The sequence below is a fragment of the Psychroflexus planctonicus genome (assembly GCF_014640195.1).
Lineage (GTDB): Bacteria > Bacteroidota > Bacteroidia > Flavobacteriales > Flavobacteriaceae > Psychroflexus > Psychroflexus planctonicus.
This window is the reverse complement of record NZ_BMGM01000008.1, coordinates 12,240-38,721: the sequence shown is the minus strand read 5'-3', so window position 1 is coordinate 38,721 and position 26,482 is coordinate 12,240. Positions and strand designations below refer to the sequence as shown.

Annotated in this window: 24 protein-coding genes; 11 read left to right on the top strand and 13 right to left on the bottom strand. The window is 34.4% G+C overall.

From position 1 onward, the window contains the following. Nucleotides 1-45: 45 nt before the first annotated feature. Both IEV72_RS09660 and IEV72_RS09655 read right to left on the bottom strand, forming a co-directional pair. The gene (locus IEV72_RS09660) at nucleotides 46-1,983 is read right to left on the bottom strand and encodes a hypothetical protein (protein WP_229731870.1); all 1,938 of its coding nucleotides are present in this window, start codon (nucleotides 1,981-1,983) and stop codon (nucleotides 46-48) included. A 122-nt stretch (nucleotides 1,984-2,105) separates the two neighbouring features. Next, nucleotides 2,106-2,738, bottom strand: a complete 633-nt coding sequence (locus IEV72_RS09655; protein WP_188458904.1) for a 7-carboxy-7-deazaguanine synthase QueE — start codon at nucleotides 2,736-2,738, stop codon at nucleotides 2,106-2,108. A 113-nt stretch (nucleotides 2,739-2,851) separates the two neighbouring features. On the opposite strand from IEV72_RS09655, the gene IEV72_RS09650 reads away from it, so the two are divergent. Genes IEV72_RS09650 through IEV72_RS09620 form a run of 7 tightly spaced genes read left to right on the top strand, consistent with a single transcriptional unit; the run spans nucleotide 2,852 to nucleotide 7,425 of the window. Continuing rightward, a complete protein-coding gene (locus IEV72_RS09650; protein ID WP_188458903.1) occupies nucleotides 2,852-3,421 on the top strand; it encodes a hypothetical protein in 570 nt (189 codons plus the stop codon). Next, nucleotides 3,408-3,950 (top strand): hypothetical protein, encoded by a 543-nt coding sequence (locus IEV72_RS09645; protein ID WP_188458902.1) that lies wholly within the window; start codon nucleotides 3,408-3,410, stop codon nucleotides 3,948-3,950. Before IEV72_RS09650 ends, IEV72_RS09645 begins: the two co-directional genes overlap by 14 nt. A gap of 4 nt (nucleotides 3,951-3,954) precedes the next feature. After that, nucleotides 3,955-4,794, top strand: coding sequence for an alpha/beta hydrolase (locus IEV72_RS09640; RefSeq protein ID WP_188458901.1), 840 nt, complete (start codon nucleotides 3,955-3,957; stop codon nucleotides 4,792-4,794). 10 nt (nucleotides 4,795-4,804) lie between these two features. Continuing rightward, nucleotides 4,805-5,524, top strand: coding sequence for a pseudouridine synthase (locus IEV72_RS09635; protein WP_188458900.1), 720 nt, complete (start codon nucleotides 4,805-4,807; stop codon nucleotides 5,522-5,524). A gap of 35 nt (nucleotides 5,525-5,559) precedes the next feature. Continuing rightward, nucleotides 5,560-5,985 carry a VOC family protein gene (locus tag IEV72_RS09630; RefSeq protein ID WP_188458899.1) on the top strand — a complete coding sequence of 142 codons (426 nt, stop codon included), beginning with the start codon at nucleotides 5,560-5,562 and terminating at the stop codon, nucleotides 5,983-5,985. Beyond that, complete coding sequence (locus tag IEV72_RS09625) at nucleotides 5,982-7,025, top strand: AI-2E family transporter (protein WP_188458898.1); 1,044 nt, start codon at nucleotides 5,982-5,984, stop codon at nucleotides 7,023-7,025. Before IEV72_RS09630 ends, IEV72_RS09625 begins: the two co-directional genes overlap by 4 nt. Next, a complete protein-coding gene (locus IEV72_RS09620; RefSeq protein ID WP_188458897.1) occupies nucleotides 7,009-7,425 on the top strand; it encodes a YkvA family protein in 417 nt (138 codons plus the stop codon). Before IEV72_RS09625 ends, IEV72_RS09620 begins: the two co-directional genes overlap by 17 nt. Here the strand turns inward: IEV72_RS09620 and pyrF are convergent, their stop codons facing one another. The 6 genes from pyrF to aroQ all read right to left on the bottom strand — a co-directional run bounded on the left by pyrF (nucleotide 7,426) and on the right by aroQ (nucleotide 12,751). Beyond that, entirely contained in the window at nucleotides 7,426-8,265 is an 840-nt protein-coding gene (pyrF, locus tag IEV72_RS09615) for an orotidine-5'-phosphate decarboxylase (protein WP_188458896.1), read from the bottom strand. Between the two features lie 2 nt (nucleotides 8,266-8,267). Beyond that, complete coding sequence (prfA, locus tag IEV72_RS09610; RefSeq protein ID WP_188458895.1) at nucleotides 8,268-9,347, bottom strand: peptide chain release factor 1; 1,080 nt, start codon at nucleotides 9,345-9,347, stop codon at nucleotides 8,268-8,270. 56 nt (nucleotides 9,348-9,403) lie between these two features. Next, nucleotides 9,404-10,459 carry a DUF3078 domain-containing protein gene (locus tag IEV72_RS09605; RefSeq protein ID WP_188458894.1) on the bottom strand — a complete coding sequence of 352 codons (1,056 nt, stop codon included), beginning with the start codon at nucleotides 10,457-10,459 and terminating at the stop codon, nucleotides 9,404-9,406. Between the two features lie 9 nt (nucleotides 10,460-10,468). Beyond that, nucleotides 10,469-11,650: an AIR synthase related protein gene (locus tag IEV72_RS09600; RefSeq protein WP_188458893.1), complete on the bottom strand. Its 1,182-nt coding sequence runs from the start codon at nucleotides 11,648-11,650 to the stop codon at nucleotides 10,469-10,471. 74 nt (nucleotides 11,651-11,724) lie between these two features. Continuing rightward, nucleotides 11,725-12,252 (bottom strand): hypothetical protein, encoded by a 528-nt coding sequence (locus tag IEV72_RS09595; protein WP_188458892.1) that lies wholly within the window; start codon nucleotides 12,250-12,252, stop codon nucleotides 11,725-11,727. 85 nt (nucleotides 12,253-12,337) lie between these two features. After that, nucleotides 12,338-12,751: a type II 3-dehydroquinate dehydratase gene (aroQ, locus tag IEV72_RS09590; RefSeq protein WP_188458891.1), complete on the bottom strand. Its 414-nt coding sequence runs from the start codon at nucleotides 12,749-12,751 to the stop codon at nucleotides 12,338-12,340. 77 nt (nucleotides 12,752-12,828) lie between these two features. Between aroQ and xerD the strand changes: the two genes are divergently transcribed. Next, nucleotides 12,829-13,725 (top strand): site-specific tyrosine recombinase XerD, encoded by an 897-nt coding sequence (gene xerD, locus IEV72_RS09585; protein ID WP_188458890.1) that lies wholly within the window; start codon nucleotides 12,829-12,831, stop codon nucleotides 13,723-13,725. A gap of 173 nt (nucleotides 13,726-13,898) precedes the next feature. Here xerD and IEV72_RS09580 read toward each other — a convergent pair whose 3' ends face one another. From IEV72_RS09580 to IEV72_RS09560, 5 genes are all read right to left on the bottom strand, one after another. Further along, entirely contained in the window at nucleotides 13,899-15,203 is a 1,305-nt protein-coding gene (locus IEV72_RS09580) for an amidohydrolase family protein (RefSeq protein ID WP_188458889.1), read from the bottom strand. 10 nt (nucleotides 15,204-15,213) lie between these two features. Next, nucleotides 15,214-18,258: an amidohydrolase family protein gene (locus tag IEV72_RS09575; protein ID WP_188458888.1), complete on the bottom strand. Its 3,045-nt coding sequence runs from the start codon at nucleotides 18,256-18,258 to the stop codon at nucleotides 15,214-15,216. Nucleotides 18,259-18,365: 107 nt separating this feature from the next. Continuing rightward, nucleotides 18,366-19,475, bottom strand: coding sequence for a DUF3810 domain-containing protein (locus IEV72_RS09570; protein WP_188458887.1), 1,110 nt, complete (start codon nucleotides 19,473-19,475; stop codon nucleotides 18,366-18,368). Between the two features lie 73 nt (nucleotides 19,476-19,548). Beyond that, nucleotides 19,549-20,007 carry an RES family NAD+ phosphorylase gene (locus IEV72_RS09565; RefSeq protein ID WP_188458886.1) on the bottom strand — a complete coding sequence of 153 codons (459 nt, stop codon included), beginning with the start codon at nucleotides 20,005-20,007 and terminating at the stop codon, nucleotides 19,549-19,551. After that, nucleotides 20,007-20,522 carry an Xre family toxin-antitoxin system antitoxin gene (locus IEV72_RS09560; RefSeq protein WP_188458885.1) on the bottom strand — a complete coding sequence of 172 codons (516 nt, stop codon included), beginning with the start codon at nucleotides 20,520-20,522 and terminating at the stop codon, nucleotides 20,007-20,009. Before IEV72_RS09560 ends, IEV72_RS09565 begins: the two co-directional genes overlap by 1 nt. Nucleotides 20,523-20,676: 154 nt before the next feature. On the opposite strand from IEV72_RS09560, the gene IEV72_RS09555 reads away from it, so the two are divergent. The 3 genes from IEV72_RS09555 (at nucleotide 20,677) to IEV72_RS09545 (ending at nucleotide 26,433) form a co-directional block, all read left to right on the top strand. Beyond that, on the top strand, nucleotides 20,677-22,536 hold the full coding sequence (locus IEV72_RS09555; protein ID WP_188458884.1) for a M61 family metallopeptidase: 1,860 nt from the start codon (nucleotides 20,677-20,679) through the stop codon (nucleotides 22,534-22,536). 240 nt (nucleotides 22,537-22,776) lie between these two features. After that, a complete protein-coding gene (locus IEV72_RS09550) occupies nucleotides 22,777-23,199 on the top strand; it encodes a hypothetical protein (protein ID WP_188458883.1) in 423 nt (140 codons plus the stop codon). A gap of 87 nt (nucleotides 23,200-23,286) precedes the next feature. Then, the gene (locus IEV72_RS09545; RefSeq protein WP_188458882.1) at nucleotides 23,287-26,433 is read left to right on the top strand and encodes a S8 family serine peptidase; all 3,147 of its coding nucleotides are present in this window, start codon (nucleotides 23,287-23,289) and stop codon (nucleotides 26,431-26,433) included. Nucleotides 26,434-26,482: the final 49 nt, after the last annotated feature.

Genomic DNA, 26,482 nt, shown 5'->3' with positions numbered 1-26,482 from the left:
AATTGAAGCAGCTTTAAAATTTAATAAGCTATTGATTGTATTTCCTTAGAAATTCATTCCAATATCTCCTTGTGCTACAATGGTTGCTAGGTCTTCCACACTTAAGTGTACATTTACATAACCATTTACAGACAACACATCTTCATAACCAAAACTGGTATCGTCATCTAGCATGCTAACATTGGTCATACTCATTCCTGTTTCTCCATTTACAGGAGTAAAAGTGAATAAAATATCTCCACCTTCAGCAGCGGTATTCATGTGAATATGCGCTGGGTGTTCACCATCTGCTGGAGTTCCCATTAAACTTATAGTAGCAAGTGCTTCACCGTTTACTCTTTCTTCAAAAGTAACGTCGCCACTAATGCCAGGCACATCTAATTCTCCTAAAGGATACGTCGTACTTTCACCTGTCAATTCATTTTGACCAATATCGCCTTGTGCTACAATTGTTCCTAGTTCATCTGCACTTAAATGTACATTTACGTAACCATCTACAGCTAATACATCTTCATAACCAAAACTAGAATCATCATTTAACATGCTAACATTGGTCATACTCATTCCTGTTTCTCCATTTACTGGATTAAAAGTGAATAAAATTCCACCACTTTCTGCAGCGGTATTCATGTGAATGTGCGCTGGGTGTTCACCATCTGCTGGAGTCCCCATCAAACTTATAGTTGCAAGTGCTTCTCCGTTTACTCGCTCTTCAAAAGTAACATCACCACTAATGCCAGGCACTGCTCTTTCGTCTAAGTTATACGATTTCATTTCGCCAGTCAACTCATTTTGACCAATATCGCCTTGTGCTACAATTGTTCCTAATTCATCTGCACTTAAGTGTACATTTACATAACCGTCTACAGCTAATACATCTTCATAACCAAAATTAGAATCATCATCTAACATACTTACATTGGTCATGCTCATTCCTGTTTCTCCATTAACTGGATTAAAAGTGAATAAAATTCCACCACCTTCTGCAGCGGTATTCATGTGAATGTGTGCTGGGTGCTCACCATCTGCTGGAGTTCCCATCAAACTAATAGTAGCAAGCGCTTCTCCGTTTACTCGCTCTTCAAAAGTAACTTCTCCGCTAATTCCTGGTACAGCTCGTTCGTCTAAGTTGTAGGTTTTCATTTCGCCAGTCAATTCATTTTGACCGATATCGTTTTGAGCTACAATGGTTCCTAAATCGTCTGCACTTAAGTGCACATTTACGTAACCGTCAACATTCAGCACATCGCTATAAGAAAATGATGAACCGCCATCAAGCTCTCCAACGTTGGTTTTACTCATTCCTGTAGCACCGTTAACTGGGTTAAATGTGAATAAAATATCACCACCTTCTGCAGCAGTATTCATATGAATGTGTGCTGGGTGCATACCATCGTTTGGTGTTCCATCTAATTGAATGGTAGCTAAAGCTTCACCGTTAAGACGTTCTTCAAATAACACACTACCACTGATTCCTAGAACAGCACGTTCTTCTAAGGTATAAGATTTAGATTCTCCCGTTAACTCATTTTGGCCTATATCGCCTTGCGCTACAACTACATCAAGTTGACTATCGCTTAGATGTACATTAATGTAACCATCTACAAAAAGCAAATCGTCATAAGAAATGGCATTCCCTCCATTAGTTTCGCTTACTATGGTAGAGCTAACTCCAGTGGAACCATCTACAGGAGCCAATGAAATTAAAATATCTCCACCTTCAGCAGCAGAATTCATGTGAATGTGTGATGGATGAGTTTCACCTGAAAGTGTTCCATCTAATTCTAAAGTAATTTTTGTACTTCCGTCTTGTTGATCTTCTAATAGAACTAAGCCAGAAACGCCCGAATCTCCAACTTCGGCCAGCGTATACATCTTGGTATCTGGATCAATTGGACCGACAGGAGTATTGTCGTCGTCGCTAGAGCAATTCACAAATAAGGTGATAATTGCCATTAGTAAACTTAATTTTAATAATTTCATAGTTTTTATGTTTTTATGTTCAACATAGTTACGTAAGAAATTAGGTTGATGGTTCACTTTAACAAAACGATAATGTGAACAATTAACGTTTTTTAACAACTGAAGCCTAATTATAGTAACATTTAAGGTATTCTTAGATATTTATGGGTTTGTAATGAAATTTTCCACTTTGGATTTTTCATTACATAGTCTACAATTAATGGAATCATTTTTTCTCTAACACTCCATTCCGGTTGTAAATAAAGCAAACAATCTTCATTTACTTGTTTGGCTTGTTCTTCAGCAAATTTAAAATCGTGTTTATTAAAAATTATTACTTTTAATTCCTGCGCTTTTTGGTAAGCTTCTTTTGTAGGTAGTTTATTTTTTTTTGGAGAAAGGCAAACCCAATCCCAAATTCCAGAGAAAGGATAAGCTCCAGAAGTTTCAATATGTATTTTTACTTGTTTTTGCTTTAGCATCTGGGTTAAGTAAGTCATGTCCCAAGTTAAAGGCTCGCCACCAGTAACCACAACTGTGTCGCTATACTTTATTACTTCGTCTACTATTTTTTCTGTTACCGTTGGCGGATGTTTTTCTGCATCCCAACTTTCTTTTACATCACACCAATGGCAGCCTACGTCGCAACCTCCAATTCTAACAAAATAAGCAGAAGTGCCAGTATGATGACCTTCGCCTTGTATGGTGTAGAATGCTTCCATTAAAGGTAGCATTTTACCTTCCTGAACAAGCGCTTCAATTTTTTCTTTATTCATAGCTTGCAAAGATACTACTTCATATCTGTATACAAAAGCGATAAGATTTAGCAAAAAGAAACCGAGTTACCCGTATGCAATTCTTATTTTTGCAAAACGAAAAAATATACTTTATGAAATATACATTTTTAATTCTAGTTGCATTTATTGGCTTGACATCTTGTTCAGATGCTAAAAAAGATAAGTTTTTACTTGCTAAAAATCAAGTTGGACTGGTAAACGCAAACACCCAAGTACATGAAATAGATGCTTTGTTTGAAAGTGATTCTGTTGTAAGAATGAATTTAGAGGACAGATTTAGAACACAGGTACAAGATTTAGAAATTTACAATACTGAAGGAGAAAAATTAATGGTTTTAGAACCTAGAAAAGAAAAAGATTCTACAGCTAATTTTAAGCAAGTACAAGTAGTACATGCTAATTTTAAAACTGAAAAAGGTTTAGGCCCTGACTCTACTTTTAAAGACATATATGAAAATTATGAAATTGGAAAGATTCAAAATACATTTATGTCTGTTTTAATTAGCATTGAAGGTATCGATGCTTTTGTTAGTATTAATAAGAAACAACTTCCTGAACAATTAAGAACAGGTTCTGAAATTGAAATTAGAGCAAGCCAAATTCCTGATGATGCTAAAATCCAACATTTTTGGATGAATTTTACGCTAGATGAAGAAAAATAAATACCTGATTATTTCAATTTCTGTTTTGGTAATAGGTTTTATTTCATGCCAAAAAAAAAGGATTCATATTCCTGATATTTCAACCAAAGATATGAATGGAAATATTCAGATTTTAGTAAGTACTCCATCCCAAAACAAAACTTTTATTGCATTTGATTCAGTGAGTCAGCAATTTATTAAAACCGAAAAAAAGTACTCATTAAACAGCATTGCGAACACAGGTTACATAGCTGGAAAAAAAGCTTTACACCAAGCTATTGTACTTGGAGAAACCAGCAAAACAGGTAGCATAGTAAGCACAACACCCATTGCTTTGGCTAGGTTAAAAACAGAAAAACATACCATAGACTGGCATGTTTATGCAGATGTAAACTCCAATATAACCAATTTTGAAGATTTTGTACTAAACCATAGAGAATTAAAAAATAAGCTTCAACATAAATTTGAAATTCCTGATGGAACTTTAAAATCTAAATTGATTTGGTATGATGAAGATTATTTGGAGTGGAAGATAAATAAGGCTTTATAAGCATATGAAAAAATTAATCAATAAATATTTACCCAAAATCATTGGAATTCAGTTGAATTCTCTCTACCGTATCAACAAGAAAAAGGCGGTTATAAAAGTGTACCGAATTTTCTGTACTCCACGTGGCGGTAAAGTAAAGCCAAATCAAGAACTCTTCCTTAGAAACGCAAAAGCAACTAAAATTAATCACGGAAGCATACAACTACAAACATACCACTGGAAAAATGACGGACCAACGCTTTTATTAATTCACGGTTGGGATAGCAACACTAGCAGATGGAAAGATTTGATTGAATTATTGAATAAACAAAATTTTAATATCATTGCTTTTGATGCTCCTGCGCAAGGATATTCTGGCGGAAAACTTTTAAATGTTCCGCTTTATTCCAAGTGCGTTGCTAAGATGATAAAAATGTATAAACCAAAATTTTTAGTAGGTCATTCCATGGGCGGCATGAGTATATTTTTTAATGAACACCAACAAAAATCGAATTCTGTTGAAAAAATTGTAAGTTTAGGTGCTCCTGCTGAAATGAAAAAAATTATAGACGATTTACAAAAAATATTAGGCTTGAAGCCGAAACTAATGAAGGATGTAGAAGAATATTTCACAGACAAATTTGAATATAAGTTTGTTGATTTTGCCACCCAAAATTTTGTAAAATCAGTTCATCAAGAATGCTTAATTATTCATGATAAATACGATAAGGTAGTTCCTTTTGAAGCTGGAAAAGCTTTACACCAACAACTTCCCAACTCAAATTTTATTGAAACTGAAGGCGCTGGACATTCACTAAACAGAGATTACATCCATCAACATATCATTGATTTTTTGGCTAGATAAAAATTACACAATGGAAGAAAATAAACCCGTAAGAATAAATAAATACTTAAGCCAGATAGGATATTGTTCTAGAAGAAAAGCAGACGACTTACTTAACCAAGGAAGAATAAAAATTGAAGGCAAAGTACCTGAATTAGGAACTAAAATTATACCCGGTCAAGAAATTCTGGTAGATAACATGCCTATTCAACAAAAAGAAAACGAACACGTTTACATTATTCTCAATAAACCCAAGGGAATTGTATGTACTACAGATACTCGAGTAGAAAAAGATAATATTATTGATTTTATTAATTATCCCAAACGGATTTTCCCAATAGGTAGGCTAGATAAAATGAGTGAAGGTTTAATCATGTTAACCAACGATGGCGATATTGTAAACCAGATTTTACGCGCAAAACATAAAAATGAAAAAGAATATCTAGTAAAAGTAGATCAAATTTTAACAGACGAATTCCTATCCAAAATGGGAAGTGGAGTACCTATTTTAGATACCGTTACTCAACCTTGTAAAGTAGAGAAAGTAGATAATTACAGGTTTAAAATTGTGCTTACACAAGGATTAAATAGACAAATTAGAAGAATGTGTGAAGCCTTAAATTATAAAGTTGTTGCACTAAAGCGAATTAGAATCATGCATTTGCTATTGGATATTCCTCAAGGCGAATACAGAGAATTGAACCCAAAAGAAGTTGAACGCCTAAAATCTATTTTAGCCAGAAAAAACTAAAACTTTGTTGTAATTTGTAAATCAAAACTACAAGTATGCGAAATCTTCGCCCTTTTCATTTGGCAATACCTGTTCATCGTTTAGATGAAGCCCGTTATTTTTATCGTGAAATTTTAGAACTCCCCGAAGGCAGAAGTGATCAACTATGGGTAGATTTCGATTTTTTTGGTCATCAGTTAGTTGTACATGAAGACCAAAACTCGCACCACAACTCAAAAGTTGGCAATATTGTTGATGGCAAAACCGTTCCCATACCGCATTATGGAATAGTACTAGATTGGAAAGAGTTTCATAATTTTGCAGAAATGCTTCGCATTAAAAATATAAAATTTCAAGTAGAACCTTATATTCGCTTTGAAGGACAAGTAGGCGAACAAGCAACTATGTTTTTTTACGATCCATCAGGAAATGCTTTAGAATTTAAAGCTTTTAAAGATGAACGACAAATTTTTGCAAAATGAAAGGACAAAAAATAAGTACTTCTTTAATACGGCAAGTTTTTATATTGCTGCTCATTTTTGTTTTAGGTGGATTAATTTTAAGCAAAACACTACCCTATTTTTCTGGAGTCTTAGGTGCCATTACTTTGTTTGTTATTTTTAAAAAAAGTATGGTGAAGATGAAAGAACGAAATTGGAATTCTAATTTAGCTAGTTCTATCATACTTTTAATCTCGACTTTACTCATTGTATTACCCATTTTTTTGATTGTTTATTTATTAACGAGTAAAATTGGTCAAGCTGTAAAAAATTCTGAACAATTGGTCAATGCACTTAAAAACCAACTCAGTATAGTAGAAGATTACTTAGGATACAACTTGTCTTCTCAGATAGATGCTAGTTCTATAACAGATTGGGTTTCTAAAAGTCTTCAAAACCTAGCCGTTGGAACCTTTGATGTTTTTATAGCTTTAACCATTATGTACTTTTTGTTATACTACATGCTTATTAACCATAAAAAGCTAGAAACAACTCTAGAAGCTTATGTTCCTATTGGAATTAAAAATTTTAAAAGAATAGGCCGGGAAGCATATCAAAAAGTTAGAGCAAATGCCATTGGTATACCTATGGTAGCTTTATTTCAAGGTATTATAGCCTTAATTGGATTTTGGATATTTGGCGTTTCTAATCCTTGGTTTTGGTTTGTTATTACCGCTGTAGGTTCTATTTTACCTTTTGTTGGTACAGCATTAGGAATTATTCCAGTAAGTATTATCCTTTTTGCAGATGGCGCAACTGCATCAGGAATTGGAATTTTAATATACGGAGCTGTTGTGGTTGGTGCAAGTGACAATTTAATTAGATTATATATACTAAAAAAAATGTCTAATGAACATCCTTTAATCACATTAATTGGTGTTATAATAGGTGTTCCGCTATTTGGTTTTATAGGATTGATTTTTGGTCCTCTATTAATATCCTTATTTTTGTTAGTGGTAAAAATTTATAAAGAAGAATACGGAGAAAAATCTAGCATTGCAGAACATGAAAAAGTCATCTAAAGAAATAGACGAAGATTACATAGACGAAAATGTAAAAAATATTAAAGACGAAGATATTGATCGCGTTTTTGATAATGAAACGGCCATCAAGCAAAAGTTGAAGCATCTTGTTAAGTTAAAAGATCGTGTTTTTACACTTTTTCAAATGCTGAAAGATTACAGAAGTAAAAAATACACCGAAACACCTTGGTTAAGCATTGCAGCCATTGGCTTTGCCTTGCTTTACGTATTAAACCCATTAGACCTTGTTCCTGATTTTATTCCTTTTGTTGGCTATTTAGACGATGCTAGTGTTCTTGCTTTAACCTTAAAAATGGTTGGCAATGATATAGAATCATATCTATTATGGAAAGAAAAGCAAGACTTTATTAATGAAAACGAAGAATCTGAAACGGCTTAATTATAAAAAATCTGCCATTTCTAGTTGAAGTTTTTGCGCTTGAGCCGCAGCTGCATCAGCAAAATCTTTGCCTTTAGAAGCATACAAAATACCACGGGAAGAATTTACCAGCAAACCGATATTTTCATTTAAACCATATTTACAAACTTGGCTTAGGCTTCCTCCTTGCGCTCCAACTCCTGGAACCAATAAAAAAGCATCCGGCGCTAAATTTCTAACCGATTGAATATGCTCAGTTTGAGTAGCCCCAACTACATACATTAATCGATGAGCGTTACTCCAAGTCTGAGATGTTTTTATAACTTGTTCAAACAAGCTTATTTCTTCAAAGTCAATCGAATTCTTGTTTCTAGATTGCATTTGCTTCAACTGAAAGTCCTTAGCGCCTTCGTTAGATGTTAATGCTAACAAAATAGTAAACTTATTATCCACTTTCAAAAAAGGTTCAACAGAATCAATTCCCATATAAGGTGCAACGGTAATAGAATCAAAATCTAAATCTTCTAAAAAAGCTTTTGCATACATTCTGGAAGTATTTCCAATATCGCCACGTTTAGCATCTGCAATTGTAAAATGTTTAGGATAGGTTTCGTTTAAATAAGAAATGGTTTTTTGTAAAGCAACATGTCCTTCAATTCCATGTGCTTCATAAAAAGCCATATTGGGTTTGTATGCTACGCAAAATGTATGAGTAGCATCTATAATTTGTTTATTAAATTCAAAAATAGCATTGGGTGAATCCGTTAAATGGCTTGGCATCTTGTCTAAATCTGGATCTAAGCCAACGCATAAAAACGATTTTTTTTCTTTGATGTGTTTTACTAAATCTTGGATTTGCATTTTTACAAAGAATCAGATAGTTGCTTCATTTTCTCTGTATTATCAACTAGTTTTAACTCATCGATAATCTTTTGTATTTCACCACCATTAATAATATTATCTAAATCGTATAAAGTCAGGTTGATGCGGTGATCGGTTACTCTACCTTGGGGATAATTGTAAGTTCTAATTTTCGCACTTCGGTCTCCTGAAGTAACCATATTTCCACGTTTTTCAGCATCTTCAGCTTGCTTTTTAGCCAATTCCATTTCATATAAACGGGAACGCAATACTTTAAATGCTTTTTCTTTATTTTTATGTTGCGATTTTTGATCTTGACATTGGGCTACAATTCCAGTTGGTTCGTGTGTTAAGCGCACTGCAGAATAAGTGGTATTTACCGATTGGCCACCTGGACCAGATGAACAGAAATAATCTATTCTTACATCTTTTGGATCTACTTCTACGTCAAATTCTTCTGCTTCTGGAAAAACCATAACGGTTGCCGCACTGGTGTGCACTCTTCCTTGAGTTTCGGTTTGTGGGACACGTTGTACACGATGCACTCCAGCTTCGTATTTTAGTGTTCCATACACATCTTGGCCAGAAACTTCAAATTGAATTTCTTTGTAGCCACCATTTGTGCCTTCGCTATAATCTACTGTACTTACACTCCAGCCTTTGCCTTCGCAATATTTGGTTAGCATTCTAAAAATATCACCCGCAAAAATACTGGCTTCGTCTCCGCCTGTTCCGGCTCTAACTTCAACTACTGCATTTTTACTATCTTCTGGATCTTTAGGAATAAGCATCATTCTTACTTCTTCTTCCAGAATTGGCAATCTTTCTTTGGCTTCTTCCATCTGAAGTTTTGCCATATCAGTCATTTCTGGATCGCTGCCATCTTTAATAATTTCTTCTGCTTCTTCAATATTGTTAGTAAGCGTAAGATATTCATCTCGTTTGACCATCAAATCTTTCAAGTCTTTGTATTCTTTAGAAAGATCTACATAGCGCTTTTGATCGCTAATTATTTCGGGTTGAATAATCAAGTCGTTTACCTCGTCGAAACGTTGTTTTACAATATTAAGTTTGTCTAACATGAAATTAATTTATCTGGCAAATTTACGTAAATAAACAGACATTGCTGCAAGTGGAGTTACAATTCAATTAAGATTCCTACGCCCAATTGTTGTTTCCATTGAATGCTTGGACCTCCATCTACTTCTTCGCCTTCTTCATTTGTAATATTAACTTTAATATCATCATCATACCTTAGATGTGAACCAAGTCTAACTTTTATAAATTCATTTATTTTAAAATCTAGAACTACTTCCCAATCTACATCAATATTCCCAAAATTATTGATGTAATCTGTAAAAAGACTAATTCTACTAAATAAAATTACATCGTCTAAAACTTCTTTTCTAAATTCATTTTTTAAGAAAATACCTACTTCATTTCTTACCTGACTTCCTTTTCTAATTATATTGCCATCTGCATCAAGTTCTGCTGCCCTAACACCAAAAGAACCCTGATTAGCAAGCCGTTGGTTTAATACCAATGTCGTTTTTTGGGTTAATGGTGATGCATAAAAAATCAATTCTTTTTTAGGTTCAGAAAATTCAGCACCAGCTCCTAGAAAGAAATAACCTGGTGCCATAAATTGTGAAATGCTTTCATCACGGTTAGGGTAATTATAACCAGGTGTTAGCTGTGTTTTAAAACTAGACCTTACGGTATAATACCATTTGGAGTTTTTACTGAATTTATAACCAAAAGTTGAAACCAATTCAAAATCGTCATCTGTTTTTCGCAGTCGCTGACCTTCTTGTTTAGTAATTCCGTAACGTATCAACATTTCGTTATTCCAACGTACAAAGCCCTTATCATAAGTTCTTCTGAAAAGAAAATCGGTTAAGCCTGATATAGAGCTTTGTCCACCAGCATTCCAATTGGTAAAAGAAACTTGAGTAAAATCTACTGAATAGCGGTTTATTTTTTTCCAAAAAGTAACTGGTGCTTCTATGGGCAATAATTCTGTTACGTGATTAATTGTATAATCTCGATCCGTGTAGTCCTTTACCATTTTAATGGGTTGACTTTTACGTAAAAAAACGCGAAGTGGCCTTTCTTTAAAAAAAAGCGGATTACGCTGGGAAATACTTTCTTGTACCCCCAGAATAAATAAAATAAAAAATAACAACTTTTTCATAGACTACCGCTACTGATAGCTAAAACTTCCATGATTAGAATTTATTGTCAACTTTTTTTCTTTTGAAGCTTCAACACGTCCAACAATTTGAGCTTCAACTCCAAATGATTCAGATATTGCAATGATGCTTTTAGCTACATCTTCTTTCACATACAATTCCATTCGGTGTCCCATATTAAAAACTTGGTACATTTCTTTCCAATCGGTTTGACTTTCCTTTTGTATCAATTCAAAAAGTGGTGGTGTTGGAAACAAATTGTCTTTAATAATATGAAGCGAATCTATGAAATGTAAAATTTTAGTTTGTGCACCACCAGAACAATGCACCATTCCATGAATATTCTTTCGCTCCAATTGCTTAAAAATTTCGGCTATGATTGGTGCGTAAGTTCGAGTTGGAGATAAAATAAGCTTCCCAACGTTTAGGTCCACGTTTTCAATTGAATCGGTTAAATTTTTACTTCCAGAATAAGTTAAATCTTCTGGTATAGCATGATCAAAGCTCTCAGGATATTTTTCTTTTAAACTTTTATGAAGCACATCATGTCTTGCAGATGTCAATCCGTTGCTTCCCATTCCGCCATTGTACTGCTTTTCGTAAGTAGCTTGTCCAAAAGATGCTAAACCTACAATAACATCGCCTTCTTGAATATTAGCATTATCAATTACATCTTCGCGCTTCATTCGGGCAGTTACGGTAGAATCTACAATAATAGTTCTTACCAAATCGCCAACATCGGCTGTTTCGCCACCAGTAGAAAAAATTTCTACTCCGTATTTTTTTAAATCGGCTAATAACTCTTCTGTGCCGTTAATAATAGCTGAAATAACTTCACCTGGAATCAAATTTTTATTTCTACCAATGGTAGAAGAAAGTAAAATAGAATTGGTTGCACCCACACAAAGCAAATCGTCAATATTCATAATCAGTGCATCTTGTGCAATGCCTTTCCAAACTGAAACATCTCCGGTTTCTTTCCAATACATGTAAGCTAAAGAAGATTTAGTTCCTGCACCATCTGCATGCATTACAACACAATGCGCATCGCTTTGCGTTAAATAATCGGGAATTATCTTACAAAAAGCTTTAGGAAATAAACCTTTGTCTATATTTTTTATAGCCTGATGTACATCTTGCTTTTGTGCAGAAACGCCTCGTTGGGCGTAACGCTCTTTAGGTTGTTGACTCATGATACAGAATTTCGCTGCAAAAATACATCAAGCCGAGTAAACTAAATAAAGTTAGTAAGATTAATCTGAACTAATTAGTCGTGAAAAGTAACTTTAGTTAGTGCTTTATTCATCTCAACAGGTAAAGTATCAGGTTTAATTTCAAGATGTATTTCGGTAACTTGCCTAAAAGTTTCAAAAAGTAAACTACCAGACAAAATAGCTTCAAAGCCTGTTTCTCCAGGGCAATGACACTGTCTTCCGTAAATTACTTTTGCACGATCTAATGCCTTGTTATTTAATTTTCTAAATGTTTTACTTTTTTCAATTTGAAAATAAATTACTTCTTGGTATTCAGCATCCATAACATCTTCTTTAACTTCTTTAGTAAACGTTAGTTTGTATAAATGATAGGTGTTTGATTTATCTATTTTTGGATACATCTGGCCTGTTGTATCTTCTTGTAAGCTAATTTGTGAATCTCTAATTTGTTCTACATTGCACATTCCTCCATCAGGACAATTTCTAAAGCTTATTATTCCATTTTCAAATTCAGTTATTTTTTTGGCCGTACATGAAGTGATTAATAGAATAAGAATAATAGCAATTTTAGCATATTTCATGTTTATATTGTTGTGGATTGATAGCAACAATGATAGACAATATTTAAAATTTTAAAAATTCAAAACTGTAGATTTACATCTACAATTAAATAAAACTTTGAATGGCCAACGCATAACTTTGTAAGCCAAAACCTGAAATTACTCCTAAAGCATGTGGTGCGATATAGGAGTGTTTTCTGAAATTTTCTCTAGCGTACACATTAGAAATATGCACTTCAACAACAGGAATATCTAAAATTTTAATCGCATCGGCTAAAGCTATGGAAGTATGCGTGTAAGCAGCAGCATTCAAAACAATTCCATCTACGTTATCATTGGCTTCATGAATTTCAGAAATCAATTCTCCTTCTATATTAGATTGAAAATAAGACAATTCAATATCTTTAAACTGAAACTGCAATTCTGAAAAAAAGTCTTTAAACGAAGTCTTTCCGTAAATTTCAGGTTCTCTAATTCCCAACATGTTTAAGTTAGGTCCATTAATTATATGAATTTTCATGTGAAGCTGCTTTATATTTCATAAAAATAGAAAATAATTTAATATGAATCTGTTTCTTTGTTGATATATTATAAAGAATGAATTGGAATCAGGCTCAAAAAGAATTTCAGAATTACTTGCGCATCGAACGTGGTTTAGCTGAAAACACGGTTAATAATTACGGCTTAGATTTATTGAAGCTCATTCACTTTTTAAAAGATTACCAAATTGAAGCTAGTCCGTTAAGCATCAACTCTAAACAACTTTACGAATTTGTTCATGAACTGTCGAAAGCAGTAAATGCCCGTAGTCAAGCCCGAATTATCTCCGGAATAAAAAGTTTTTTTGAATATTTACTCATCGAAGATTTTAGAACAGATAATCCGGCGGAGTTAATCGAAACGCCTAAGATTGGCAGAAAATTACCCGACACCTTATCTACCCAAGAAATCGACCAATTGGTAGCAGCCATTGATTTAAGCCATCCACAAGGAGAACGCAACCGCGCCATTATCGAAACGCTTTACGCTTGCGGTTTGCGAGTTAGCGAACTCATAACGATGAAACTTTCAGATTTGTATTTTGATGAAGGCTTTATCAGCGTCACTGGAAAAGGAAACAAACAACGTTTGGTACCCATTAGCGACCACACGGTAAAATACATCAACATCTACCGAAACGAAATTCGGGTACACCAAGACATTGCCAAATCGGCTTCAGATGTATTGTTTTTGAACCGACGCGGAAAACCACTCACCCGTGCTATGATTTTTACCATTGTGAAAAACTTAGCCAAGGAAGCCAATATCAACAAGAAAATCAGTCCACACACCTTCCGACATTCTTTTGCTACACATTTATTAGAAAATGGAGCCGACTTACGTGCCATCCAACAAATGTTGGGACACGAAAGCATTACCACTACCGAAATTTACATGCATTTGGATACTTCGCACTTAAAAGAAACCGTATTGAAATATCATCCCAGGGCTTGATTGTTTTGATAAAAAACATTTTAGATGCAATATTGTTTTAAAAAAAAACAATATAAAAAGAGCAAAAAAGATATATTTCTACGCAATTTGTTCGGATTTTGTATTAAATTTTACCAAAAAACCAGCAAGGTTTCAAAAACCTTGCTGGTTTGCTTATTCATCTCAAACTAAAACTACTCCTGCTCCGCATACTTTTCCTTATACCGCTCATAAAGTCGAGTTTGATGCGTTTCTAAGCTAACTTCTCTTCCATTGATAAATGCGTGGGTTAACACATTGCCCATCATATCTAAAGCATCACCTTCACTAATAAACAAAGTAGCATCTTTACCAACTTCTAAACTACCTAAATTTTGGTCTACCCCTAAAATTTTAGCCGCATTCAAGGTAATCAATTGCAAAGCGGTTTCTTTATTCAAACCGTGTGCAGCGACTGTTCCTGCGTAAAAAGGAAGATTTCTAGCGTTCATGCGTTCCATTTGTCCGCTGTTTTCCAAACCTACCAAAACACCGGCTTCATGAAGTAACCTAGGTAATTTGTATGGTAAATCATAATCGTCATCGTCTGCTTCTGGTGTAGCGTGTACTCTTCCTACCAAAACTGGGACTTCGTGTTTTACTAATTCGTCTGCTACTTGGTGTGCATATTTTCCACCTACTATCACTACATTTCCAAGTTGCATTTCCGTTTTAAAATGCAGTACATCTAAAATATCTTTTTCAGCATCTACATGAATGAAAACAGTTTTTTCTCCGCTAAAAACCCCTTTCATCGCTTCCAATGGAATGTTTAATGCGGAACTTCCTTCTTTTGAAAAGGCTTTTGCTTGTTTAAAAAAACTCAAGATTTCTTGCACTTTTTCATCGTATTTTTCATCGGCTTTGTAGCCTACTTTTGGGTCGTACCAAGCTCCTTTTTTCACAAAACGATTTGGCCAGTTCAAATGGATTCCATCGTCTTCTTTTACAATAGCATCTTCCCAATTCCAAGCATCTAATTGAACCACAGAAGATGTTCCTGAAATACGACCACCGCGTGGCGTAACTTGCGCCAGTAAAACTCCGTTGGGTCGCATACTTTCTACTATTTTACTTTCAGTATTGTAAGCAATAATGCTTCGGATATGAGGTAAAAAACTTCCTATTTCATCTTCGTCGTCACTGGCACGCACAGCGTCAACTTCCACCAAACCTAAAGTAGAATTGGGTGCAATAAAACCAGGATAAACATGCTTTCCTTCGGCGTAAATCACTTTTGCATTAGATGCATCTAAGTTCTTTTCAGAAGCGGATGCTACTTCCGTAATTTTTCCATCTTTGAAGGCGATTACCGCATTTTCAATTACTTCTCCATTGCCGATGTGTGCTGTGGCACCTACAATAATAATTTCTTGTTCCTGAGCTGGCGCAGGGGTTTGCTGCGCAACACTTAGTAAGCTAAAAAACAGCGTACAAAGCGTGATATATAATTTTGTCATTTTTCTCATTTTAGTGATGGTGTTGGGTTTCGGTAAAATTGCCTTCTAAAAACGAATCTAGGCTATCGCAATGCAAATCGCGCCCTTTTTTCTTGACAACAGCTTGCGTTTTCATTCCTTTGTTTTTGGCTTTCAAAAGTTCTGCAATTAATCTGGCTCGGTCTTCTTTTAAAGTTTGGCGTTGTTTTTTGTCTTCTTCTAAGTCAAAATAAACTACTCCGCCAATCAAGGTTTGCTCTGCTTTGGTATAAATGGAAAGCGGGTGATGACTCCACAACACCAAATCAGCTTCTTTTCCTTCTTTTATTGAACCTACTCGGTGGTCGATGTGCAACAATTTAGCAGGATTTAAAGTCACCATTTTCCAAGCATCCTCAGCGCTCATTCCGCCGTATTTCATGCTTTTTGCTGCTTCTTGGTTCAGTCTTCTAATCATTTCACCATCATCTGAATTGATGGCAGTAACTACTCCTTCATTGTGCATTAAAACAGCATTGTAAGGTATGGCATCATTCACTTCGTATTTATACGCCCACCAATCTGAAAAGGTTGAACCGCCAGCGCCATGTTCCTTCATTTTATCGGCAACTTTGTAACCTTCTAAAATGTGAGTAAAGGTATTCACCGTAAAACCGAAATGTTCAGCGACTTTCATCAACATATTGATTTCGCTTTGCACATATGAGTGACACGAAATGAAGCGTTCGCCATTGATGATTTCCAACAAGGTTTCCATTTCCTCATCATAACGATAAGCTTTCCCTGAAGCTTTTTTCTCACCATAGGCTTTTGCTCTGGAAAAGTAATCCATAAACACTTGCTCCACTCCCATTCTAGTTTGTGGAAAACGAGAACGATTGCCCCAATTGGATTGCTTTACGTTTTCACCCAAAGCAAATTTGATAAATTTCGGACTGTCTTCGTAAATCATGTCTTTGGGTGAAGCGCCCCATTTCATTTTCAAAATAGCCGATTTACCACCAATTGGATTAGCTGAACCATGTAACAATTGTGTGGTAGTAACGCCACCCGCCAAAGCACGATAAATGGAAATATCGTCTGGATTAACCACATCTTCCATGGTTACCTCAGCAGACGAATTGTGTCCGCCTTCGTTTACCGAACTAGCTGCAATATGCGAATGTTCATCGATAATTCCTGCGGTTAAATATTTTCCAGTTCCATCAATTACTTTCGCATTTTTGTCGCTTAAGGATTTACCTATTTTGTAGATTTTCCCATCACGTAGGAGCACATCCGTATTTTCTAAAGTTCCTTCATCTTCACCAGTAATAACCGTTGCATTTTTAATAAGCATTTGCTCTGGCTCAGGATTTGCAGTACTTCTTCCAAATGCCATGTTGGGAAAAGAAATTTCACTTAAATATTCTTCTTTATTATGGTCTTCTTCGGAATCTTCTTCTTTTTCTGAATCTTCTTCTTCTTCTGAAGCTTCATCTTCACTATCTTTCTTTTCAGCTTTTATTTTGGTAGCGGTGAATTGGGTTTCATTTCCATTAAACAAAATCACTTTCCCTTTTATTTCATCTGAAGCATCTGGAACGTAGGCACTAAAACGATTCATTTTAGTGGAAGCTGAATCGGTTTCCGTCAACATAAAACTCAACCAGTTTTTCTCAAAAGTGATTTTAGTTCCAAGTTTCAAACTATCCTTTTTGGCTTCTAAGCTGTATTTTCCTGACTTTTCTTTGATTTTGATTTCAATTGCTAAATCTGAAAAACGCAACTCATAAGCGCCTTCAATTTTTGGTAAATCTTCATCTTTGATGATGTTTCTTTGTCCTTGAATCCAGTTTTCGTAAATGTTGGACTCCTTATCAAACACATCGCCTGAAGTGATGATGAAATTGGCTAAACTTCCTTTTTTCAAACTTCCAATTTGGTTTTCCATACCCAATATCTGCGCTGGAATTTCCGTTAATGCGCGTAAAGCTATTTTTGGGTCTAAGCCTTTTTCAATCGCTAATTGCAGTTTCTTATGCAGTTCTTTAGGCGACTTTAATTCGTCTGTAGTTAGGGCGAATTCTACACCTGCTTCAGCTAAGTATTGTAAATTTCGTGGTGCATGTTGCCAGTGTTTCATTTCTTCTAAACTCACGTAGTTCGCCATAAATGGATCTTCAACATCGTAAGCATCTGGAAAATTAACCGGAAGAATAAATCTGGCTTGAGTTGCTTTTATTTCATCAATACGTTTGTATTCATCGCCACCACCTACAATGGTATATTGTATGTTGAATTGATCTCCCACATCATCCGCGCGCAACACATTCAAATAATCTCCCGCATGAATGATTTGTGGTAAATTTTGTTGTGCATTCAGCGCTTCTAAAGCCAAGTCTTTCTGCTTCATATTGCCTTTAGCATACCAATTGGCATCGTTATAAGTTTGGCGCAAAAGAGCGGTCATTCCCATAATGGAACTCGGATAAGATTGCCGTGTTTGCTTGCTTTTTGAAAAACCTAAATACTGTGCTGTTGTTCCATTAACAATGGTTTTGTTGGGGTTGTTTTCGTCTTCAGCCAAGGCAATTAAAGCCGAAGTTCCGCGGATTACACCATCTTGTACATGCGAGTTGACCATCCCGAATCCTGCTTCACGCATGGCTTTTGCCTTTTTCTCATCAAATGTGAAGTGATTTACCGCTTGTTGTTCAGGCCGGATGTGGTCGTTCCAATAATAACCTTTTCGGTTGGGTTCGTATTGCGGACCAGACGAAGCTTTTTCTACTTCTTTCATACCAAAATCGGAATACAAATCGATAAACGAAGGATAAATGTGTTTCCCGTTTAAGTTGAATTCCACTGCATTTTTTGGAATTTTCACATTTGTCCCAACTTCCACAACTTTCCCGTCTTTTACAAGTAAAGTCGCGTTTTCAAGCACTTGATTGGCATGAACATGTATTGTTGCTTCGGTAAAAGCAACGGGTCCAGAAGCTGTAGCTTTAACACCTGAATTGGTAGGGAAATAATCCTGGGCCCAAGTTGTAGATGCAAAACACAGCGTAATTAATAAAATAATTTTACGCATAAAATGATGTATTGATTTCTATTTTCGACTAAAGTAAATGAAAATGGTTTAAAAGTAAGACCTATGACTTATTTTGTCATTAATTTTAATTGTGAAAATTAATTGATTTATAATTTAAAATCGTAATTCACTAATAAAGCAACCACATAGGAATAACTGGCCATTCCTTCGGGTTGGTTGTTTACATTTAGATACGAACCGTAAACCACTTTTAAAATTGGTTCAATGGGATTGTGGTAGTCTTTCCAAAACTCTTGAAGCTCTCTATAATTTTCAATAACTCCATAATTTACACACTGTTTCAACTCTTCAAAATAGGCTGGTTCTCTTCTAAAAATTTCATTTAAACATTGCTTCAATACAAAACCATGAGTGGCATATCTAAATGTTTCATCTTTATGATTCATTCCTACCAAACAAGCTATAAAGTTGGCTTCATTTTCTTTAGCAAAGCCCATTTGATGTGCTACTTCGTGGGTTAAGGTGGTTGGCCATTTAAATAGCGGGATATTGTTATTGTATTGTGCTTCCAAACTAAACAGATTGAGGTAACCGCCAAAACCACCATAAGTAAGTGGAACTGAAAAAAGAGATTTTTTTAAATTTCTCCTACCGTAATCAAGATTTAATTTGGGTTCGTTGACATCTTCAATTCCATCAAAAATCAAATCTGAAATTTCTTGGTCATTATACTTGAAATTTACAGGAAGTGAATCGTTTTCTTTTAAATTCAAATGCAACTGATTGGTTTTTACAATTACTTTTTCAGTAAAGTCAATCAACTCAAAAGTGCTATAATCATCTTCAATTTGAAGTTGCTCATGCATTGGAACACGATAATAGTTTAAGCCCCAAAGCAAATGAAAAAGAATATAGATCTTGGAAACAAACGCAATGCTACAAACTAGACTTTTTTTCCAATTGCTAAATTTATTTCGAATTAGCTTCGAAAGAAAAAACACAACATACAAGACTAACGAAATGTAAAAAACATCACCTACAGAAAATGGAATCCAGCTCAATAAAAAATGTAGTATATTTCGGATTCCTACAAATAAAGTTTGGCTGTAAAAAGCTTCAACTGCAACAGGAAACTTCGATAAAACTTGTACAAATACTAAAAAAATAGGAAAAGCGTAGACCCAAATTTTAGTTGATTTTGATATCTTTTTTCTCTGTTTTTTAGGCTTCAATAGTTTACTTATTTGATTATTCATTTGCGTTTTAATAACCCATTATTATTCTATTTATTATTTCAGTTGCATTCAAGTTTTAAGCCAAAAAGGTATTTTACTTAAACAATCTTTTATCAAAAGGAAAATAGGATACACTTGCAATATCAATCTTTTTAAAATCTGGATGATGTGGGTTGAGTAAATAATTAAAATCTCCTTTTACAACCGCAGAAGGAACTTTTAAAATACAAGTTTCTAATGAATTGATAAATTCGTCACCAAGTTTTTGGGTTTCCAAATAATGCGGATGCATATTCCAACCTTTGCTTAATCTTTTCAAGCTTAATTTTTCTATTTCAATTTCATCAGGAATATAGATTTCTAACATCATAAAATCAGATGGTAATGTGGCTAGGTTGAGATGTACAGCAACTTCTGCCATTGCTAAAGCTCTACTTTCTGCAGTATAAATAACTTCAATTCCTTTAGAATTCCACCGATTTCCAAACTTTGAAGCGCCACGACCATTAAACTCTTTCACATATTTTTTTCTAGACAATCTAAAAACCTTCATTATACAAAAATTCCGTGGTCTATACGGTTTAACTCGGCCATGACTAATTCTTTACCGTAAGAATTAGTTAAAAGTTCAGCAGGTTTTAAATTCCCTAAAGCGAAGGAAGGAGAACTGAGCCATAGATAAAATTGATCTTTGGTATCAAAAACTTCATTTCCGAAATGATTTACTTCGGCTAACTCGATAATTTTTTCGGTGTGAATTGGTTTAAAAATATAATCATCATCATTGCTGTGCCTTTGTAATGTTTTTTTTGAAACGTTTAAGTAACTCGCCCAATCATCTTCAGTAAAAGGAGTAATTCTTTTTATTTTATTAAACAACGAATAGGTAATTCCTTTCTTGATAGCTTGTATAATAAGCATTTTGTCTTCAAAAAAATTTGAATAATTAAATTCTTCTACGTTGATGTGTTTTTTAGAAGAGTTATCAATTTGCAGAACGTAACTCAGCATTGCTTCATTTACACCTTTTAAATTTGTGGTATATTCTTCATATTTTTCTACTTCCATAACTCTAGACATTTGTCTTCAAATATAAGACTTTTTTCCTGAGCTCACATTATTTTATAGCTTTTTTAAACTAATCTATTAGCAATTAGGAAAAGTAAGACTTCATTTTGTAACAATTTTTAGAAATTGCAGACTTATCAAAAAATTAAATTTTATGAAAAAAATTTGGATAAGCCTTAGTATAATTACCTTATTATTTGGCTGTAAACCCACTCAGCAAGCAGAACAAGATTATGTGCTTGCTCATTTAGATTTAGTAAATGTAGAAAACGACCGGATTAAAGTTGAAGTTGATCCAGGTAAAATATCAAAAGACACTTTACGATTTTACATTCCTAAAACCGTTCCTGGAACTTATGCTTTAAACTCATACGGTCAATTTTCTGAAGACTTAGTAGCATACGATTACAAGGGAAATACCATGAATGCATCACGAATTGACGAAAATACTTGGGAAATTTATGATGCTACAAATTTTGATAAACTGAGCTATTACAGCAATGACACTTTTGATATTGAAGGAGAAGGCGAAGTATTTTCGCCAGCTGGAACAAATATTGAAAAAGGAGAAAATTTTGTATTGAATTTACACGGATTTGTAGGTTATTTTGAAGGCAAAAAAGAAGAAGCCTACCAAATTGAAATCAAACGCCCTACACAACTTGTGGCAAGTACATCTTTACCTATCACCAAGCAAACCGAAGAAGAAAGCTATGTTGTAGATCAATTTTACACCAATCGCTATTTTGGAGTAATTGATCATCCTATTATGTATGCAGAACCAGACATGATCAATTTCGACATCTCAGGAATGCAAGTAGTTTTAAGTGTGTATTCGCCGAACAATGTTCATAGTACAGCAGATTTAAAACCTGCTATTGAAAAAATGGTAAACGCACAGAAAAACTTCTTAGGAGAAATTGATAATACCAATGTTTACGCTATTTTACTGTATTTATCGGACATGGAAGAAACCGACGCACGTGGATTTGGAGCTTTAGAACATCACACTTCTACCGTTGTGGTTTTACCCGAAAGTATGCCAATTGCAGATTTAGAAAGCACGATGACCGATGTAGTTTCGCATGAGTTTTTCCATATAATTACTCCGCTAAATGTTCATTCTGAAGAAGTACATTACTTTGATTATAACGAACCTAAAATGTCTAAACATTTATGGATGTATGAAGGAGTGACTGAATATTTTGCCAATTTATTTCAAATTCACCAAGGTTTAATTAGCGAAGACGAATTTTACCAACGCATCAATGAAAAAATTGAAACGGCTAAAGCTTTCGATGATACCATGCCGTTTACCGTAATGAGTGAAAATATTTTAGATGAAAAATATTCGCCAAGCTATTACAATGTATACCTAAAAGGTGCATTAATCGGTATGGCATTAGATATTGAACTACGAAAATTAAGCGAAGGTAAAATGGGCGTTTTAGATTTAATGAAAGCCTTAATTGAAGAATACGGAGTAGACAAACCATTTGAAGACGATGAATTATTTGATGTAATTGTTGAAAAAACCTATCCAGAAATAAATGACTTTTTTGAAACTTATGTAGCTGGAAGCTCACCAATACCTTACGAAGAATATTTTAAGCAAGTAGGCATCGAAATGCAAGAAAAAGAAACCAAAACAGGTTATTTTATTGATGGCCAAACTCCATTTATTGATGCTAATCCTTCTACAAAAGAAGTCTTTTTTAGAAAAGGAATGCCTGTAAATTCTACATTTGCAGAAATGGGAATCCAGCCAGGCGATGTTATTAAAAAAGTAAATGGAACTGAATATAATTTAGATAATATTTATAGTTTAATTTCAGCTTCTATGGCTTGGACAGAAGGTGAAGATTTGAGTTTAGTAATTGAACGTGATAGTGAAAAAATAGAATTCACAGGAACTACAACTCAGCCAACCACGGTTAAAACAAGTCTACAAGCAATGGATTTAGAAGAAACTGATGAACGCTACCAACTAAGACAAGCCTGGTTGAAAAACTAAGTATTTTTAAATTGCATTAGCTTTTCACCCCCAAACAAAATTTTTGTTTGGGGGTGATTTTTTATATCTAATTTGTAAATACTTTCATTGAAATAATGCTAAAATCAGCATATTTTCTTGCCTTAAAATAGGGAAAACTAGGATAGAATAAAGCATAAAGTTATATGGCATCTATTCTAGCTTCATTTCAAAAGACAAACAGAAAATTTTCAATTTTTCAAATTTAGAGTACATTTGTGTATGCAGAATGTAAAATTAAAATATAAGCCTGAAGCTGTTAATGGCACCCATAAGTATTTTAAATACATGGGATTATTTTGGTTGATTATGGTTGTCATTCAGATTATTACTGAAAACACGCTAAATGAATTGGGTTGGTATAGCATCATATTTGGAATTTCACATGTAATAGCGCTCAATATAGAATCTCATGTGTTTGCCACAATCAAGAATGGCATGTTTAAAAAAAATCGCTGGTTTGCTTCACAAACAGATTTAACCAAAGCAAAATACGTAAAGAAATTTGCTGGCGATGTTAGCTTTGTTTTTAACAATAAAGAAATTAGAATAGAAGCCATGTTTTTAGACGAAACAAGCCAAGACGACCTTGATAATTTTATTGCATCTTATGAAATTCCTACCAAAGTTATACCTGTACAATAAGATGTAATTGCATTTTCAAGTGAAATTTTTCAGTAAGAATTCAATTTATTTCATGATTTTCTATATTTTCGAACGAAAATTTAAAAAATGCATAAAATAATATTCCTTTTTTCAATTTTCATCACATTTTCTCTAACCGCACAAAATAATCGAGTAACCGAAGAGAGTCCTTTTATACAAGGTGATGTAATTATTCAATTCGAAAAAAATGCTTCACCTGAAACTGTTTTAAATCAACTTTCAACAAACTACGGATTAAACTTAGAAAAAGAATTATCTAAACCTGTGAACATTTGGTTAGCAAAATTCAATTCAGATCATTTTACGCACGAAGAAGTTTTGAGATCCTTAAACAAACTAAATGGAATAAAATACGCTCAAAACAATCATAAAGTTTATATGCGAGATGAAGTTTCTCCAGACGATCCACAATACACACAACAGTGGCATCATAAAAACACTGGACAAACCAACGGAACCACTGGAGCAGACACTTCAATTGAAAATGCTTGGGAAGTTACCACCGGCGGTCTTACTGCTTTTGGAGATGAAGTTGTAGTTTGTGTAATTGAAAGCGCAGATTTAGACCACCCTGATTTAGTAGATAACAAATGGGTTAACACTTCAGAAAGCCAAACACCTAATGGAATTGATGATGACAACAACGGTTATGTAGACGATTATGAAGGTTGGAATATTCAACAAAACAACGATAATATTGGCATGGCTCCTAGTGGTCACGGCACAAGTGTTGCCGGTATGATAGGCGCAAAAGGAAATAATAACCAAGGTGTTGCGGGAGCAAACTGGGACGTTAAAATAATGGTTGTGGCAGGTTACAGCTTACAAGAAGCCGCTGTTATAGAAGCCTATTCTTATCCGTTAACCATGCGTCAATTGTATAATGACACTAATGGAAATAGTGGTGCTTTTGTGGTAGCAACTAACGCATCTTGGGGTTTAGACGGTGGAAACCCTGAAGATGCTCCTATTTGGTGTGATTTTTATAACACTTTGGGAGAAGCTGGAATTTTAAATTGCGGTGCAACAAGCAATTCAAATGTAAATGTAGACACCCAAGGCGATTTACCAACAGCTTGCGAAAGTCCGTATATGATTGGTGTTGGCCGCTCAGATCACAACGACAACTTTGCTGGCGGGTATGGCTTAAATACTATAGATTTGGTTTCTCCAGGAATAAATGTGAGAACTACAGCAAGCAATAATGGTTATACTACAACAACTGGAACTTCTTTTTCAAGCCCATTAACAGCCGGAGTAATTGGCTTAATGTACTCTGTTCCGTGTCCAAGTTTTATATCTATTGTAAATAACAATCCGCAACTCGGGGCAGATTTAGTTCGCGACGCATTACTAAACTCCGTTGACCAAAAACCACAATTACAAGATTTTTTTATTACAGGTGGGAGACTAAATGCAGAAGCAGCAATAGACTATTTATTAGAAAACTTTTGTAGTGATGAAGATTGTTTAGCTCCAACAGATGTGCAATTAACTAATATAACCGATACTGAAGCTGACCTAAGCTGGATAGATTTTGGGCTAGAAGATGCTTGGGAAGTTCATTACCGGGTTGAAGGAGAAACCGATTGGACAATTGAAAATATAGATGAAAACAATTTCAATTTTGAAAACCTTTCAGCTTGCACCAGCTATGAATATTTTGTAAGAGCCATTTGTGCAGACACAGAAAATCAGGATAATGAAATAGAATTATTTACAACTGATGGATGTTGTGTTTCTCCTGAAAAGGAAGAAATTGAAGCTTTTAATTTTGGAGATAGTAGCGTTGAAATTGGCTGGAGTAGCATCTTGGCAGCTGAAGCTTATAATTTAAGATACAGGTTAGAAGGCGATGAAAACTGGATCTTAGAAGAAAACTTAAGCGAACTTGATTTTTCTTTAGAAAATTTAGGTTCTTGTGAAACTTACGAAGTTCAAATTCAAACTATTTGTGCAGCAAACGAACTTCCAGAATTTTCAGAAAGCTTCAACTTTACATCAGCTGGTTGTGATGTGTGTACAAGCTTAAACTACTGCGATGCAAGTGCAAGCAACTCTTCTGAAGAATGGATTGAAAGTTTCTCCGTGGGCGATTTTACAAATAATTCTGGAAACAATGGTGGCTACGGGGACTTTACTGGAAATCCAGTATTGTTTTTAACCAAGGGAGATGAATTTGATATTAGTATTACTCCTGGCTACTCAAACGATGAATATGATGAATATCCAAGAATCTGGATAGATTTTAACCAAGATGGAGAATTTACAGAAGAAGAATTATTAGTAGACCCTGGAAACCCAATAACATCAACATTTAATGGTCAAATAGAAATCCCAGAAAATGCTCTAAACGGAACTACACGAATGCGTGTTGCCATGAAATATTTTAGCGAAGGCTTTTTCCCTTCTCCACCTGCAGAAGCTTGTGAAAATTTCACGTACGGGGAAGTGGAAGACTATTGTGTTAACATTGGTTCAGATTGCGATATAGATGTAGTTGGTAATGTAAACCCAATTGCTTGCGATGGAACTTTAGGTAGCATTTCGTTAGATTTTGCAGACCAAATTATAGCAGATGAAGCAAGTATTTTATGGGATGATGAATCTACAGAAACTACATTGACCGATTTAGAAGAAGGAAATTACAACGTGAACATTATAGACAGTAATGGCTGTGTAAAAAACATGAGTTTTGAAATTACTACTGAAGAAGCTCCAGAAGCAAATTTCGAATTTACCCAAGTAGACAATTTAGTAAGTTTTGAAAACTTGACTGACTATAGCGAAGATGATATTATTTACACATGGGATTTTGGAAACGAAAGCACTTCAAATGAAGAAAATCCTGACATTTTTTACACCGAAACTGGAACTTTTGAAGTTTGCCTTAGTGTAACTAACTCTTGTGGAACAACAGAATTTTGTGAAGAAGTTGAAATTAACACCTTAAGTTTAGATGCATTTGAAGACAATAACCAAATGCGAATTTTTCCAAATCCAGTAGAAAAAGAAATTCAAATTGATTTTGTTGTCTTACAAGTTAAAAACATACAACTTTTTGATATTACAGGAAAAAAACTAAAACAAATAGAAGTTGATAGTGAACACTTAGAAATTAACGTAAACAACTTAACTGCTGGACTTTATTTTGTGGTGGCTTTCAACGAAAATGGCAATTTAATCAGCACTAAAAAGATTGTAAAAAAGTAGTTTTTCAGAAAAAAGATAATTCAACAAAACTTTAAAGCTTTCTCATAAG